Annotated in this window: 16 protein-coding genes and 1 pseudogene; 16 read left to right on the plus strand and 1 reads right to left on the minus strand. The window is 39.4% G+C overall.

All coding sequences use genetic code 11. The annotated features are described in order from the left end of the window. Window positions 1-874 precede the first annotated feature (874 nt). The 16 genes and pseudogenes from DWW03_RS17100 to DWW03_RS14890 form a co-directional block, all read left to right on the plus strand. On the plus strand, window positions 875-1,069 hold the full coding sequence (locus DWW03_RS17100) for a hypothetical protein (RefSeq protein ID WP_349911830.1): 195 nt from the start codon (window positions 875-877) through the stop codon (window positions 1,067-1,069). After that, complete coding sequence (locus DWW03_RS17015; RefSeq protein ID WP_022062399.1) at window positions 1,070-1,603, plus strand: acyltransferase; 534 nt, start codon at window positions 1,070-1,072, stop codon at window positions 1,601-1,603. A gap of 1 nt (window position 1,604) precedes the next feature. Then, window positions 1,605-2,489, plus strand: coding sequence for a hypothetical protein (locus tag DWW03_RS14820; protein WP_022062400.1), 885 nt, complete (start codon window positions 1,605-1,607; stop codon window positions 2,487-2,489). After that, window positions 2,486-3,784 (plus strand): oligosaccharide flippase family protein, encoded by a 1,299-nt coding sequence (locus DWW03_RS14825; protein WP_022062401.1) that lies wholly within the window; start codon window positions 2,486-2,488, stop codon window positions 3,782-3,784. The genes DWW03_RS14820 and DWW03_RS14825 overlap by 4 nt, the downstream gene beginning before the upstream one ends. Before the next feature lie 7 nt (window positions 3,785-3,791). Continuing rightward, window positions 3,792-4,943 (plus strand): hypothetical protein, encoded by a 1,152-nt coding sequence (locus DWW03_RS14830; protein ID WP_022062402.1) that lies wholly within the window; start codon window positions 3,792-3,794, stop codon window positions 4,941-4,943. Then, a complete protein-coding gene (locus DWW03_RS14835) occupies window positions 4,909-6,033 on the plus strand; it encodes a glycosyltransferase family 4 protein (RefSeq protein WP_118406943.1) in 1,125 nt (374 codons plus the stop codon). The genes DWW03_RS14830 and DWW03_RS14835 overlap by 35 nt, the downstream gene beginning before the upstream one ends. Further along, complete coding sequence (locus DWW03_RS14840) at window positions 6,030-7,223, plus strand: glycosyltransferase (protein ID WP_022062404.1); 1,194 nt, start codon at window positions 6,030-6,032, stop codon at window positions 7,221-7,223. The genes DWW03_RS14835 and DWW03_RS14840 overlap by 4 nt, the downstream gene beginning before the upstream one ends. 170 nt (window positions 7,224-7,393) lie before the next feature. Continuing rightward, window positions 7,394-8,419: a glycosyltransferase gene (locus DWW03_RS14845; protein WP_229096041.1), complete on the plus strand. Its 1,026-nt coding sequence runs from the start codon at window positions 7,394-7,396 to the stop codon at window positions 8,417-8,419. 253 nt (window positions 8,420-8,672) lie between these two features. After that, on the plus strand, window positions 8,673-9,890 hold the full coding sequence (locus DWW03_RS14850; RefSeq protein WP_022062406.1) for a glycosyltransferase family 4 protein: 1,218 nt from the start codon (window positions 8,673-8,675) through the stop codon (window positions 9,888-9,890). Window positions 9,891-9,986: 96 nt separating this feature from the next. Beyond that, the gene (locus tag DWW03_RS14855; protein ID WP_147344328.1) at window positions 9,987-10,502 is read left to right on the plus strand and encodes a GNAT family N-acetyltransferase; all 516 of its coding nucleotides are present in this window, start codon (window positions 9,987-9,989) and stop codon (window positions 10,500-10,502) included. Window positions 10,503-10,530: 28 nt separating this feature from the next. Next, window positions 10,531-11,052 carry a hypothetical protein gene (locus DWW03_RS14860; protein ID WP_118406944.1) on the plus strand — a complete coding sequence of 174 codons (522 nt, stop codon included), beginning with the start codon at window positions 10,531-10,533 and terminating at the stop codon, window positions 11,050-11,052. 65 nt (window positions 11,053-11,117) lie between these two features. Next, complete coding sequence (locus DWW03_RS14865; RefSeq protein WP_147344329.1) at window positions 11,118-11,804, plus strand: phenylacetate--CoA ligase family protein; 687 nt, start codon at window positions 11,118-11,120, stop codon at window positions 11,802-11,804. Window positions 11,805-12,068: 264 nt separating this feature from the next. Further along, window positions 12,069-12,722 carry a sugar transferase gene (locus tag DWW03_RS14870; RefSeq protein ID WP_022062409.1) on the plus strand — a complete coding sequence of 218 codons (654 nt, stop codon included), beginning with the start codon at window positions 12,069-12,071 and terminating at the stop codon, window positions 12,720-12,722. Window positions 12,723-12,788: 66 nt separating this feature from the next. Next, on the plus strand, window positions 12,789-14,075 hold the full coding sequence (locus DWW03_RS14875) for a DegT/DnrJ/EryC1/StrS family aminotransferase (RefSeq protein ID WP_022062410.1): 1,287 nt from the start codon (window positions 12,789-12,791) through the stop codon (window positions 14,073-14,075). A 58-nt stretch (window positions 14,076-14,133) separates the two neighbouring features. After that, window positions 14,134-14,397 carry a WbuC family cupin fold metalloprotein gene (locus DWW03_RS17105; protein ID WP_349911831.1) on the plus strand — a complete coding sequence of 88 codons (264 nt, stop codon included), beginning with the start codon at window positions 14,134-14,136 and terminating at the stop codon, window positions 14,395-14,397. Window positions 14,398-14,817: 420 nt separating this feature from the next. After that, window positions 14,818-15,348 (plus strand): annotated as a pseudogene (locus DWW03_RS14890) (SDR family NAD(P)-dependent oxidoreductase); the annotation flags it as partial. 171 nt (window positions 15,349-15,519) lie between these two features. Here the strand turns inward: DWW03_RS14890 and DWW03_RS17110 are convergent. Beyond that, window positions 15,520-15,999: an IS982 family transposase gene (locus tag DWW03_RS17110; protein ID WP_349911832.1), complete on the minus strand. Its 480-nt coding sequence runs from the start codon at window positions 15,997-15,999 to the stop codon at window positions 15,520-15,522. Between the last annotated feature and the right edge of the window lie 623 nt (window positions 16,000-16,622).

Consider the following 16,622-nt stretch of genomic DNA (forward strand, 5'->3'; position numbering starts at 1 on the left):
GCTTTTCTACACAGTGTGACTGTTTCCGCATATCGGGGCGGTTATTGTCGCTTGTCGTAAACGGTTGTAAACCCTTGTCAACTGTCTGCACGGTGTGACAAAAAACAAGCCCCGCAAATTCTCCACGTCAGAAATACGTCTCAAAAATATGTGGAAATTTGGGAAGCGACAAATGGCAACCGAAAAGTGTTAAATTTTAGAATATGCTGGTAATTAAAGATTTACACTCGGATATTTCTGATTAGTTTTGGTTGTTCTATGGTTATAAATACAGTACCAGATTCTACATATAAATTCATATGCAGGCTCGGAGGATTAACATTCGGTATATATTTGACGCACTGGCTATTCTTTAAGCTATTATATATCTTTCCCCAAACAGAAACTTGGAATTGTTTAGTCTCTAGTTCTATCGTCTTTATCATATCCGCAATCGCAACGTATTTAATATCAAAGACAACGGTAAAGAAATACATTATAGGATAGTAATATGGAAAAATGGAATGCGTTTTTGAAAGATTATAATTGCCTTTATGCTAATGATCAACAAAATGGGTTACGATCCAAGATTAAGTTATTTCTTCGGATACTCTTTTCACCGAACACTTCGGTTTTATTTCTAATAAGATATAGGTATTCAAGCATAGGTAAATTCTGTCGACATAGGTTACATCACTCATATCATATTGAGTGTAGTTGTAGTTCTATTGGAATTCCATTAAGAATACCTCATCCTTTCAATATAATAATAGCAGCACAGTCCATAGGTAACAATGTACAAATAAATTAGAATGTAACTATTGGCGGGAACGGCGGAAAATCTGGTAAATATATTGATAAATCAGGGAAGATAAAACAACATACATTACCGATAATCGAGGATAATGTCCAGATCTCACCCAATAGTGTTGTGGCTGGACCTGTAACAATAGGCCATGATTCAATTATTGGCGCAAATATCACAGTTACAAGAGACATAAAACCACATTCTATGCTTTATGATCCATTCGCAGTGTCAAAGAGGAAGTGGTTTGTCAAATATGGATATCAAGGTTTTTATTGTGAATAAATGATTTCGTTACTTTCATTACATTCGGCTATTGTACGATATTGGAATCAATACAAGCTAAAAAAACTTAAATTTAGATATTTCGGTACGAATATAAAGATTTGTCCAAATTTCAAACTAGGGCATACTGAGAATCTAATTCTTCATGACAATATTGTACTTGGAGAGAATATCTTCATTAATGCTCAGGGTGGAGTGGAAATCGGTTCTGGAACTATAACTGGACCAGATGTAATGATATTTTCGGTAAATCATATCTATGACTCGGAAATTCTCCCATTTGCTGAAGAACTATCGTTGAAGCCTGTTGTTATCGGAGAAAATTGTTGGATAGGAGCTCGAGTTTTTATTTGTCCAGGAGTATCAATTGGAGAGGGGAGCGTCGTAGCCGCAAACTCCGTAGTTACTAAGAATTTTCCTCCGTGTTCTGTAATAGGCGGGAATCCTGCAAAATTGATAAAAACTAAGAACAAAGAGATGTATTCTAAGGCAAAAGAGAAATCTATTTACAATACATTTATAAAAGCAGATTAAGATGCCAATATTTCAAAAAATCAAGAACTTATACGGCAAGTTATCAAATATTGATAATAAAATATACAATGGAGTAGTACGTCAAAATTATCATAATCTGTACTTAACCTCCCAAGAAATAGGCACTACAGATGAATCATATCCTGAAGGCCAACTAATAATTTCTTTGACATCATACGGAAATAAACTTCAATTATTATATCTGACAATTGAAAGTTTGCTTCATCAAACAATAAAACCTAATAAGATTATATTATGGCTTGATCAGACTGCGTACAATACATATGAGAGTATCCCTATTGCACTCCATAGGCAAGAGGCAAGAGGTCTTGAGATTAGATTGTGTGAAGATATAAAATCATACACAAAGCTCGTTCCTGCTCTTATCAATTTTCCAAATGCTGTAATCATCTCTGTCGATGACGATATCATATATCCAATTGATTTCGTTGAGCGTTTATATCGTGCTTACAAAAAAGACTCTAGCAAGATTTATTTTTATAGAGGTCATTATATCTTGTTCAACGAAGACGGCTCACCAAGACCTTATCTTGAGTGGGTAGTTAGAGGTGCAAAAGGTTGTGATATATACAATTTCCCAACGGGAGTATCTGGTATTATCTATCCTCCTCATTGCTATCATGAGGATATGACAAATAAAAACTTATTCTTAAAATTATGCCCTCATGCAGATGATGTATGGTTCAAAGTAATGACCATGCTCAAAGGTACGCTGTGTGAGCATATTCCAACACCTCACTTCGATAGTTTATTTATACCGTTAGATATAGATGAGACATCCTCATTGCAAAATATCAATGTCATAAATGGAGGAAATGACAGACAGATAAAAGCGGTTTTTGACTATTACCATATCAAAAAATGAACTTTAAGCAGTCAACTATTTTTAGCATAGCTGCATCTTTGGGCCTTATTATATTCAATATGTTAATAAACGTTATTGAATCTCGAGTATTAGGCCCTTCTGAAATCGGACGATACCAGATATTCATTACAACACAAAATCTATTTGCAACATTTTGCGCATTAGGACTTGGTCAGTCTTGTATTTATTTTATAAATGCATTGAAAGTTGACGAACGAAAGGTATTATCTACAACCATAAATGCAACGATCCCAATTGCATCTTTTGCAAGTTTAGTATTATTTGCAATAATAATGCTCAAGCCAGACTACTTTGGGAAGGAAAATGTTTGGTGTATTACTCTATTTTGTTTGGGAACAAATGCTTTGCTTTTGAACAATATCTTTACACCTGTCCTTTTGGCAAAAATGGATGTTGTAAAAAACCAAGTAGTAAAATATTCAACAAAAGTATTTACCTTTATTATTCTATTAGTTGCATTATTTATCTGGAATAAGTTGAATGTAGGGTTCCTTCTCGCCTTGTCTGGCATTGGAAGCATCTTGTCCTTGTCAATTCTTTACCATTATTTTCATAGACGTTTTTCTTTTCAAGATGGAATAGATAAAAAATTGTTTTATAACATAGTAAAATGGGGCGTCAAACTAGCAGGCAATAATATAGCATCACTTATTCTAACGAGTATCCCTGTATATTTCTTAACATGGTTCTCCATATCGGAAGGCTTCCTAAATGTTGGTTATTATAGTCGAGCAAATTCTTTATTGATTATAGGCACTGTAATAGCCTCTTCGGTCGGGCCTCTCCTTTATTCAAAATGGAGTCTGGTAAAGGGGAAAGAACTTAAATTACAGGTCAGAAGAGTCTCCCTCCTATTAGCCTTTGTAAATACGTTATTGGCAATAGGCCTAATCATTTTCGCCCCTATTTTTATCCGAATATTATATGGTACAGAATACCAAACAGCCGCCCCTGTTCTCCGATTATTGGCACTTACAATGATTGCGAACGGGGCAAAAGAAGTTAGCTACGGAATCTTATCATCACAAGGCTCGCCATTAAGCATCATGAAGAATCTTGTTATAGGTATAATTCTAAGCGCTATTTTAAACTATTTTATCATACCTCAGTTTGGCGTTATCGGATGTTCTGTTGTTACTGTATTAGTAACCTTTACAACGGCCTTCCTATTACAGATAAACATTACAAGAATTACAGAATTATCTATGAAAGACTTCTATACTCTTCCTTCAAGAGAAGATGTTATGTCAATCTTTTTATTCAAGAAAAAATAAAGTACGCATGAAATTCTTAGTATATGCATTATCTGTCGGAGCTTTAATTGGCAGTTATTATAGTATTGCTGCAGGTATTACATACGCCGATATAGCATGTGCACTTTTATTAATAATATCGTCATATAAGTTTATAACTCATCAATGGTTAACAGATCGTTTTTTTACATTAACCGCAATATATGTCCCATTTATGATTGCCGCAGCACTTATAAATGGGGATTTAACAAATACAATATTTATCAACTATTTTAGAAATTACTTATGGGGGGTCGTCATATATTTTTCATTATCCAATAATATTAAATCCATACAAGATATAAAGAAACTTATTGTAATAGGTTCAGCTTTCCTTGTTGTATTCCTGCTCAATTATCGGACAATGATGCAGGAAACATACTCTGAGAATCTTGCGACTCTAGACTTCGGATATGGACGTAATAATGTTGCATTCACAGCTTTATTATTTTCAATCTTATTTGAGTTTCTATATTATACAAAGTTATTGAAATCATACGTACTGCTTGGTATTATAATTATGGCTGTCATTATTGTATTTTGTTCAAGTAGATATGCTATGATGATGCTCGTAATTAGCTTTTTATTATTCAGATTCTTATCACACCAGAAAGTATATGGATCCGAGATATTTGCAATTTCATTATTAATTATCATAGGTCCCATACTTTATAAGTATATTTTAACTTTTGTAGATTCTTCATTTTATGAATACAGTCAAAGTTACTTAAGCGAGAAGATAAATGGCGCTGGTAATGACTTTTGGGACTCTCGAATTATGAGCATTAACGTAAAACCAATACAGCATATGCTCGAGTTTGAAGGATCTACATTTCTGTTCATCGGAAAGCCATCAGCTATTCAGCATAGTTTCCTCTCTCATTCTCTGATTACAACTGGCATCGCAGGCTGCTTATGTTATCTCATTACTAACATTAAATTACTCAACTGGGCTTTCCAATTTAAAGGAAAATATCTCTTCTTATTTATTGTTACAATGGCAATGTTTGCTAATGATTTTATTACCAATGCAAGATTTATTATTGGAATAAACTCTATTTTCTACTGTATCTTATGTGCAATCATGTATAGATATATCATTATAAATGAAAACATTAATATTTCCAAGCGAGTTCATTGACAATAGAGGAGGAGTTCCTCAAAGTACGATATCAATTGTCAAGGGCCTAAGTCATTTTTCTGAGTTTAAAATAATAGTTGTATGCCCCAATGGTAGCGAAATGTCAACAACAGACTTTCCCTTGAATGTTATTGTAAAGACAACTAAGAAATCCGTATGGACAATGTCCAAAAATAAGGTTTGTGAGACTCTCTATACTATTCTAGATTTATATAGAACTATAAGGCCCTTCTTAGACAGAGACACCTGGGTTATTACAAATCAGCCTGTTACATCTGCTCTATTGTCGTTAATACCATCAAAACATATAAATGAGATTTACATTAACAGAGGTGGTAATTTTCAAGATAAAGGTATTGCAAGTAAAATTATTATCCAGAAATTAAAACACCATTGTATTGATTTTGCTGTAGGTATTTCAAAGAAGCAAACAGACTTATTAATCCAATGCGGTATGCCAGAAAATAGAGTAACTCTCATTCATAATGGATTACCAATGCCTGCATTTGACTACCCTCATAAAGATCTCTCAAAGGATTATCTGAGAATCAGCACAATGGGATTTATATCCGATTTAAAAAATCAGATTGAGGGCATTAGATTGATAAAACTTTTGCGAGATCACGGCATTAATGCCATTTTAAATTTGTATGGAGATCCTGATGGTGATAACGAATATCAGACAAAGATTGCGCATGAGATAAAGATTCTCGGAATAAAACCATATATAAATTTTTGCGGTTTTGTATCAGGGGAAAATCTCTTTGCAGAAACTGATATCCTGATATCATTCTCACGTACAGAAGGTTTTGGCCGTAGTTTGGTTGAGGGCATGTTAAGAAGGAAACCTATCATTGCCTGGAGAGGAGCAGGTGGTCCTATAGATATAACAGACAACGGGAAATATGGCCATTTAGTTGAAAGTAACAATGCCGATGCTTACTTCAAGGTGGTCTGCAGTTTATTGGATAATCCATCTTTTAACAAAAACAATGTCGAGGCGGCCTATAACTTTGCTTATACTCATTTTACAACCGAATGTATGGTTAAGAATTATGCTAAATTGATAAAATCCGCTTGTAATATATGATAATAGCATATTTCTCCAATTTTCTCAATCACCATCAGAAACTTGTTGCAGACGAACTGGCTTCAACGGAAGGCATTGATTACATCTTCGTTGAGACTGTTCCGATGTACGACTGGCTAAAGAAAGGAGGTTATACCGACTACTCGCAGGTGTCATATGTATTGAGGGCCTGGGAAAATGAAGAAAATCGGCAAAAGGCGATAGAGTTAGCAAAGACTGCAGATGTAGCTCTTTTTGGTGGTCCGGAGGTGCTGTACCTTGAAGTAATTCGCGCCAAAAACACAGACAAGATTTCTTTTGAAGTATCTGAGCGTTGGTTGAAACGAGGTTGGCTTAACCTACTTTCTCCAAGACTCATCAAATCATTATGCTACTATCGTATTCTGTTCTGGAGAAAGCCATTTTACAAGTTATGCGCAAGCGCTTTCGGGGCAAGTGATCAATATAAATTGCATACTTACAAGAATCGTTGTTACAAGTGGGGGTATTTCACCACAGTGGATAAAAATTTTGACGTTAAAGCGTCACAAAATGTTCGTTCATCAGAAACTACATCACTTATGTGGTGCAGTAGATTTCTGAAATGGAAACATCCGGAACTACCTATCTTAATGGCAAAACGACTCAAGGAAAAAGGCTATCGCTTCTCTCTCGACATGTTCGGCTCCGGTGAGAAACTTAAAGAAGCCAAGAGACTCGCATCAGACTTAGGGGTCACAGACATGATAACATTCAAGGGAAACATGCCGAATGCAAAAATACTTCAAGAAATGCGCAAGCATGAGATATTCTTATTTACATCCGATAGAAATGAAGGCTGGGGTGCAGTTTCCAATGAATCTATGAGCAACGGATGTATACTTGTGGGCTCCGATGGTATTGGATCTATTCCGTTCCTTGTTGAAGATGGAGTTTCTGGCATAACATTCAAGAGTGCAAATACGGATTCAGGTTTTATAGGGGAAAAACTCCAAATAGATGAAAAGGCGCTGTCTTCACTTACTGAAAAGGTAGAATTGTTACTAAATCATCCAATAGAAAGAAAGCAAATCGCAATTCAGGGCTATGAGAATATGCGAGATGTTTGGTCTCCAGCCAATGCAGCCAAAAACCTTCTCTTATTAATCGATGACCTCCAGAAAGGACGGGATTGTTCAATATCGCATGGTCCTTGTTCTAAAGCAATATAAATAATATGCCAACACTCTTACAGATTAACGTAACAGCTAACTGGGGTTCAACGGGAAAGATAGCAGAAGCTATCGGACAGTCGGCGATGAAACGTGGATGGAATTCGTACATAGCATATGGACGAAAGATGACCACTTCCAAGAGCAATCTTGTAAAAGTAGGCTCAAAGATGGATAACTACATCCACTTTGCCTACAACTATCTACTGGATATGGAAGGGCGTAGTTCCGATAGAGCCACAAAGGCTCTTGTTCGTCGGATAACCGAAATAAAGCCAGATGTAGTGCAATTACATAACATCCACGACCATTTTCTAAATTATGCTATCCTATTTGAATACCTCAACCAGACTGAGATACAGGTGGTATGGACATTCCACGATTGCTGGGCATTTACCGGTCATTGCTATCACTTCGTCCAGCAGAACTGCATGAAGTGGCAAACGGAATGTGGCAAATGCGTACAGAGGAATAGATTTGTTGATCGCTCTCGTGAGAACTTTTTGCTAAAAAAAAGCCTCTTTAGCAAATGCAAGAACCTAACTATCGTGCCATGCTCAGATTGGATGAGCAGTCTCGTGAAAAAATCATTCCTTAAGGATAAACGCATTGAGGTAATAAAGAATGGTGTGGATTTGTCTGTCTTCAAGCAGACAACATCCAACACTCAATCATCACCCCTCAACCGTCCTTTTCGCATTATTGCCGTTTCGAATGTATGGATGGCATATAAAGGAGAATTAGACATTTACAAACTTCGAGAGATGTTACCAAAGGAGGAGTATAAGATTACGATGGTAGGTCTCTCTACTGATCAAGTAAAGAATCTTCCAGCAGGCATTCATGGCATCCTGCGGACACAGACCGCGCAAGAATTGGCACAACTCTACTCTGAATCAGATGTTCTCATCAACCCTACATATGCCGATACCTTCCCAACAGTCAATCTTGAAGCTTTAGCATGTGGTATTCCTATAATAACCTATCGTACGGGTGGTGCATCAGAGGCTGTAGATGAGAAGACGGGGGTTGTAATTGAGCAAGGGAATGTGGCAGCTTTGGCAAAAGCTATTATAAATCTGAAAGAGCAGCCTCTTTCTTCGACAGCCTGCCGTAAACGGGCAGAAGAACATTTCGATAAGAACAAGTGCTTCGATAAATATATTGACCTATACGAATGTTTACTTAACAAGTAAATAAACACATAGAAATCAATAGATTTGCTTCTTGTAAACAGGGTATTCCTCCGATTTCTTCTATTCAGAGACACATTGTTTACGGTAATATTTCGCATCACAGAAAAGCAAAAAACAGCAGAGAAAGTTTAGAGAACACAAAATCAGAGGCCTTGGCTATTGATAGACTTCCTATAATAAAAACTCGTGTTTTGACTGTTTATCATTGGCGTTGGGAGGAAGTTACCACAATGAAAATAAAACATAAAAATATATGAATGTATTGTTCTTGACAATGTCAAACCAGATGCTGAAAATTTCGGCAAATGGCATATATACAGATCTGGCACGTAGGTTCTATGATGAAGGACACGAGGTATATGTAATGATGCCTTTTGAACGAAGGTCTGGTAGAAAGACTGTTCTCTTTAAAGAGGCTGGTATACATATCTTAGGCGTACAAACTCTTAACGTCGAGAAAACTAATATTATTGAGAAAGGTCTTGGGCAGGTTATGTTGGAAGCACAGTTTAAAGCGGCCTTAAAGAAGTATCTTGGCCATGTGAGATTCGACCTCATCTTGTACTCTACCCCACCCATCACGTTTGCTAAAGTGATAGAATACGCAAAGAGACAAAACCCGCAGGCTGTATCGTACTTAATGCTGAAGGACATCTTTCCTCAAAATGCTGTAGATCTGGGGCTACTTAAAAAGAATGGGCTGAAGGGTATGTTGTACCGTTCATTCCGCAAAAAAGAGAAAAAACTCTATGCCATTTCGGATGTGATTGGCTGCATGAGTCCGGCCAATGTAAAGTTTATATTGGCTCATAATCCCGAAATCAAACCTGAAAAAGTGGAGATTTGTCCGAACAGTTGCAATCTTGTTGCATCGATTTCACTCTCCGAAGAACAACGAGTCGAGATTCGCAAGAAGTACAACCTACCTATCGATTGTCCAATCTTCATCTATGGTGGGAACCTTGGAAAACCTCAAGGCATTCCGTTTCTAATTGAATGCCTTCGAGCCAACAAAGACCGAACCGATTGTCATTTTCTTGTGGTAGGTAATGGTACTGAATACAACAAATTGGAGAAATTTGTGAATGAAGAGAAGCCACAGAGCGTATCTCTTTTTAGGCGGCTACCCAAAGAGGACTACTATTATTTGACTGAAGCATGTGACGTAGGATTGATCTTTCTGGATTATCGGTTTACAATTCCTAATTATCCAAGTCGTCTATTATCTTATTTAATGAGCCGTAAGCCTATCCTTGCATGCACAGATCCAAACTGCGATACAGGTAGCATTGCCGAAAAGAATGGCTATGGTATTTGGGCTCCAAGTAACGATGTGAATACTTTTACCGAGAAACTCAACAAAATGATAAACTCAGACATCAAGCAAATGGGAGAAAACGGCTACCAATTCTATTTAAATAACTATACCGTACAACATACATACAATATCATAATGAAATACTGCATATAAGCAACTAAAATGTTATACAAATTAGCACATATAATAAAAGACAAATTCAGTTTCTTGTGGGAGGCAATAGAATGGGGAAACGCGTCTCTATTCTATATGTTACACAAGAAACAATTAGCCAAAGTTAATAAGATATTGGAAGGTATAAGCCCAAAGTATATCATCCGCTTGGCAACGAACAATGATGTAGATATTTTAGTGCATTTCTTTAGAGAGCAACCCGAAGGAGCTTTTAAATTCTTTCGACCTCATGAATTTGATGAGAAAGCGGTCAGGAAGGTGGTGAATAATAAGGCATTCTTGACATTTTTGGTTTTATCCGACAACGAGCTCGTAGGCTATTTCTTCCTGCGAGCATTTGTGAATGGGAAATGCTTTCGAGGAAAGATGGTACACAAAGATTTGCAAGGCCGTGGCATTGCAAAATTAATGGGAGTTGCAATGACAAAGGTATCTCAACATTTAGATTTGCGCATGTTCGGATCCATCTCATCTGAAAACTATGCCTCTATGGCTTCGGCCAAAGCTTCAAATGAGATAAAAATACATAAAACCTTAGAAAATGGTTATTACTATATCGAGTTTTTACCAAAAATAAAGATAGAAAAATAAGAGCATATTATACAACTATTATGACACTATGCGCAAAAGTATTCTGGTTAAAAGACAAATTCCTTGGGGGGGGGAAATTAAAAAAGCTTATGACCAAGTAAGCAACGGATTTAAAACTGGAGAGGAGAACATCTACCAGCGTGAGGCCCTTGTGAGATGGGCAACACAAGAGGTCCCTTACTATAAGCAATACATTAATTACAAGTTTGAAGAACTGCCAATTGTAAATAAAAGCATTATTAAAGCCGGAGGAAATAACTTCATAGCGCAAAGTTGGTTAGGAAAACCTTTACATCGTGAGACAACATCCGGTTCAACCGGCACTCCATTTGCAGTGTTGCAAGACCCGGGAAAACGCTTGCAGGCGCAAGCTGACTTACTAGTCTGTTCAGATCTTGCAGGCTTTCATCTTGGCACAAGACTCTATTACATAAGAGTCTGGAATCATCTTAACAGGAAAAGCAAACTAAAGACTCTTCTAACAAATATGGTGATGCAGTCAAGTGATAACTTATCAGACGAGAGCCTTGAAGATTTCTTGAAAAACTAGAAAATGATTATCAGGAAAAAAGTATCTTGGCTTATGCCTCATCAATAACAGCTTTGTACCAATGGATGAAACGCACAGGACGTAAAACAAAGGCAAGGGTGGCATGTTTCATCACTATGTCTGAATCATTTCCTGATGATGCACGCCAAGGTATTAAAGACTTATTCGGTTGTCCGGTGATATCGCGCTATTCTAACCAGGAGTGTGGACTTATCTCTCAACAATGTAAATTAGGAACGGAATATCACATCAATACAGCTAGCTTCTATGTTGAGATTTTAGACTTGGAAAAGGATATTTCCGTAGAAGATGGAAAGCTTGGACGTATCGTGGTAACAGATCTTTATAACAAGGCCATGCCTATGATAAGATATGATACAGGAGACCTTGGTGTAATGTCTCACGAGTGTGAATGCGGAATCCACGGTAAAGTATTGAAGAGGGTTGAAGACAGACGAGTGGATTTTATTACAGCAACCAACGGGGATCTGCTTTCTCCTATAACAATAATAAATGCGATGTGGGAATACTCCGATTTGCTACAATGGCAGTTCATCCAGCATGCACCACAAGAATTCGAAATGAAAATTAATTGTACAAGCGACACTTATCATCGCGAAAAAGAGATGCTCAAAGTACTGAAAAGTTATGTAGGAAAAGATGCCGAAATAAAGGTGACATATGTGAATGAGACCCCCTTGCTAGCATCAGGGAAGAGAAAGAGTGTGCTAAATTCGATGTTATCCCTTTGACCTATTGGACAAAGAATGGTCATCTAAATGCATTGAGCAGAATTAGTTCTAATGGGATATATCTAATTGTTTCAAAGCATATTAATTACATAAACAAAGTATCTGGCCAAATTGAAGAAGGACAGAAATAGCAATTGTAATGAAAGTCTTTGAAGAAAAGACGGATGATATTCTTTCAAAAAGTAAATTTGGACTAAATAATAAACGATAAAAGCCTACACAGTTTTTTAGCCTAGCAAAAACGAAATCTTGAAAACTGATAATATGGTACTGAAATGGATTTTTGATAGGGCCGTAGCATTTCTCGGTCTTCTTTTTTTATGGCCCATACTACTCATCGTAGCCATCATGGTAAAAATTAAAATGCCTGGAGGCCCTGCATTCTTCGTCCAAAAGCGTGTCGGTAAAAACGGGAAACTATTCAATTGCCATAAGTTCCGTACTATGACTGTCAATCACAACGGTTCAACTGTATCCGTTGCGGGCGACTCTCGAATCACGCCTTTCGGAGCAACGCTGCGCCACTATAAATTGGACGAGCTACCGGGATTGTGGGATGTACTGATTGGAAATATGTCCTTTGTTGGCCCTCGCCCGGATGTCCCCGGATATGCAGACAAACTCGAAGGTGCCGACCGTGATGTACTCAAGCTCCGTCCCGGAATAACAGGTCCTGCAACGTTGAAATACCGTCTGGAAGATGAAATGATATCCGAATATGTAAAGAAAAAACAGGCTGAAGGAGACTCTCGCCCAATGCAGGTAATTGCTACAGAGTATAATGACAACGTAATTTATCCGGATAAGGTTCGACTGAACTGTTACTACTATAGACATTATTCTTTCCTCAAGGACATTGAAATAATCTTAGCAACCGTACTTCATTTCAAGGTTAAGTTTGCAGGAGAGGAAGTATAGCGAACAATACAACGCTGTATATATCTGATAACTATGAACTAATACGCCAAACATAAAATCAAAATTATGTCAGAAGAAAGAAAAACGATTTATCTCTGTCTGGCTCACATGTCAGAAGAGGGATGGGAACAGAAATATGTCAAAGAGGCCTTTGACACAAACTGGGTGGTTCCCATGGGACCGAACGTGAATGCCTTCGAAAAGGATCTGGAAGCATTTGCCAATAGCAAGAGCGATGGCAGTCAGCCGCTTGACAGGAAGGTAGTCTGCCTTTCTGCCGGGACAGCAGCTGTACATCTGGCTCTTATCGGGTGTGGCGTAAAGGCCGGAGATGAGGTATTGGTACAGAGCTATACATTCTGTGCTTCATCTCATCCGATTACCTACCTCGGAGCCAAACCGATTTTCATAGGATCAGAGGGCGAGACATGGAATATGGACCCTCAATTGCTGGAGAAAGCCATAATTGACCGTAAAGAGAAGACCGGCAAATATCCTAAAGCCATCATTCCGGTTGCTCTTTATGGTATGCCATACCATATCGATAAAATTATGGCGATTGCTGACAAATATAGTATCCCGGTGGTTGAGGATGCTGCCGAGGGCATGGGATCTCGCTTTGATGGACAAGTCCTCGGCACTTTCGGCCGCTACGGAGTACTCTCTTTCAACGGGAACAAAATGATTACAACCTCAGGTGGAGGTGCACTTATCTGTCGGAATCCAGAAGAGGCAAATGAAATCATGTGGTATGCTACTCAGGCCCGTGATGCATATCCCTATTATCAGCATACTGCTACCGGATACAATTACCGTATGTCGAATGTATGTGCCGGTATTGGTCGCGGTCAGATGACCGTACTTAACTCGCATATCGCTCACCACAAGCATGTACAGAAATTATACGAGGAGTTGTTGGCTGATATACCCGGTATCCACATCCACAAGCAGCCGGAAGATCCTCGTTTCGATGGAAACTTCTGGCTCTGTGCAGCGACACTCGACCCGTCGGTTCATATCCAGGGACAGGAGAATGCATATAAGGAGGTAATTAAAACAGCAGTCGGAGGTGCTGCCGGAGTAATTCATGCTGTTGAAAGCGCAACAACAGATTGCCAGCCGAACGATAATGTCGAGGCTCTTCGCGTTTTCATGCATGGCAAGAAGACCGAGACTCGCCCGACATGGAAACCCATGCACAAGCAGCCTGTATATGCCAATGCTCCGGTTTACACCAATGGTATTGAGGAAGATCTGTTCAAGGTTGGCTTCTGTCTCCCTGCCGGCCCATATGTATCAGATGACGACGTCCATTACATAGTTGATTGCATTAAAGAAGCGATTGTTAAATAGCAGATTGGGATCCGAACAATCTCTAACATATGCGACTTGACAGCAACCTATTGACAGCATCCAGAAACAGGCAGAAGCCCCCCGCCGTAGGATGAATTATGATCTGAAGATTGCATCCGAAGATTCCTCTCAAAAGATGTTCAATGTCTTGATGTGTGACACAGAGATTCCTATCCATCGGCATACGGACACTTCCGAGACAGTGGTCATCTGCCGTAGCACTATCAAAAAGGAATTATATGATGCCCAAAGGCATAAGACGGCTGAATTTATTCTTCGTGCCGGCGGAGACTGTCCTGCGATCCAGGTGCCTAAAGGGTAGATAACCAGCCGAAAATCTTTCTACAGATGCTTGATCTTATTCATCGTGTAGAGTATCAATTGAATCCGGACCCCATGTTTAAATAGGAGAAGTGGACCTTGTAAGCTGGATGCTTACCCCATTTTCGAAAGCAACGGTAATCCGTCTTTTCTTCTCGCAACATTATCTACGCTGATCCGGGGAATCTCATGCACCAGTCAAAATCTCGAAGCAACTCCCCTGCAGGCGCATCCCCAGCGGAATCCGCTTCACCCGGCGCGTCTACTGCAAAATCGACGACAAAATTTTGTCTCTGCGGCCGGCTTGCACTTTTTTTCTAGAAAAAATCCGAAAGCCATGAAAAGACGCGTATTCGTTACGGACGGTGCCCACGGAATCGGAAAAGGAATCGTTGAAGTCTTTGCCTGACAAGGCGATCAAGTAGTCTTCTGCGACCTTGATCCCGTCCTCGGGGCCCAAACCGCAGCAGAGGCCGGTGCCCGTTTCTATCTGTTGGATGTTACCAATGCCGTCAGCCTCAAAAGATGTATGCAGGAGATCTTCGAGACATTGGGCAACATCGACATCCTGGTGAACAACGTCGGAATCAGCCACTTCAAGCCCCTCACCGAACTTTCGATCAAGGAGTTCGACCGGCTGATGGCCACCAACCTACGCCCGGTCTTCATCACCTCCCGCCAACTGGCTCTCCACCGCCAGCAGAACGGCAATCAGCAATGCGACTGCATCATCAACCTCTGCTCGACCCGCTACCTGCATAGCGAAGCCGGAACCGAGGCCTATTCCGCTTCGAAAGGCGAGACGTCAATCATTCATGATGGATTGACCGCAGAGGACCTCCGTTTTATACCTGTTTTGTTCCCGAAGTCGGCTTTGGGAACAGTTAGTTCGCCTCTTTATGCTGGCCGGCGAACAAGCGGCAACGGGGCGTGCTATTCGACCCGTTTTTGAGCCTCTGAGACATTGCATGTTCGGGACTTGCGTGCAAGCTGTGTTTTGAGTTACGCGAAATATTTTCGGTAAACGCTGTTGCTGCCGAAAAAGTAGACAAGAGAAGGTAGAAAAAGATTGAAGTTCCTCGTTGTGCATTTAAGCGATTATCCTGGTTCTGAATTCGTTGAATTATTTGGCATAGTTTCGTTGGATCATAAACGGGTCACAAAGTTGCGAGAAAAGCGTTTCGATTCTTTTTCGACAGCGTCGGAATAGAGGATGTTGCAGCTTGTAATCGTTCTGATTTCGTCGTATGGGCACTTCCAACACAATTCGTTGACTCTCGAACAGATCCAACCGGTAGTCGGTGCTCAGATAGCCTCTGTCGTCCAACAGGACGCAGTCCCGATAAAGTTCCTTGACATTTTTCAGATAATAAATATCATGTACCGAAGCTTTCGAGAGGTCGAAACTGCGGATCACTCCCTCCAACGAGCAGACGACATGCAGCTTATAGCCATAATAGCAAGTCTGTTGCGAAGCACAGAATCCCTTGTCAGGAGCAGAATAATATTCCTGTTTGCAGACCGTTGAGCGTAAACTACGACTGATCCTGCATACTTCCAGCGGCATACTGTCTACAATCAGATAGTCTGGAGCCGAGGAGATGTTTTAGCCCATACGTTTGCGAAGAGCGGACAAATGGGGGGGGGTAAGGCTCTGTGACAGCGGTTGTAGACGCTACGCTCAATTCGGGGTCGCAAATAATCGGGAAGCATACGAAACAATCGGTATTCCGAATCTATGCCCATATATTTCGCCGTCAGAAAGAGGGTGGGAACCTCGATATCGCTCATACGGGGCAGACGATGTTGATTGCGAAAATTTGATTTTTGCTCTATGCCTTGTAAGGTTTCCAACATTTTTTCGTAACTTATATTAAAACTGCTTTTTTATATTTGTGTGATTGATAGATATATAAATGTACGGATTTTATCTAACATGAACATCTTTTTTATACATTTATACTAAATGCACAACGGGTTAAGTTGTATCTTTGGTGTTTATTGAAAGTCTCCTCTGTAGTGAGGGGCTATGTCCCTCACTACAGAGGAGACTTCTGACGGACAAAAGGCAGCCCTCAATTTCATCCACCGGTAAGGAGAAATTTTTATGGCACATCTGAATCCTCTTGAAAAAGAGTTTCTGATTCGCCAGTTCAAGTTGAACGGTCGACTTAAATAGAGTGATTTCTGTACGCTTCACTACGTGTCTGATGCCGCTTTTCGCAA

The organism is Alistipes sp. AF14-19 (assembly GCF_003461645.1).
GTDB lineage: Bacteria > Bacteroidota > Bacteroidia > Bacteroidales > Rikenellaceae > Alistipes > Alistipes shahii.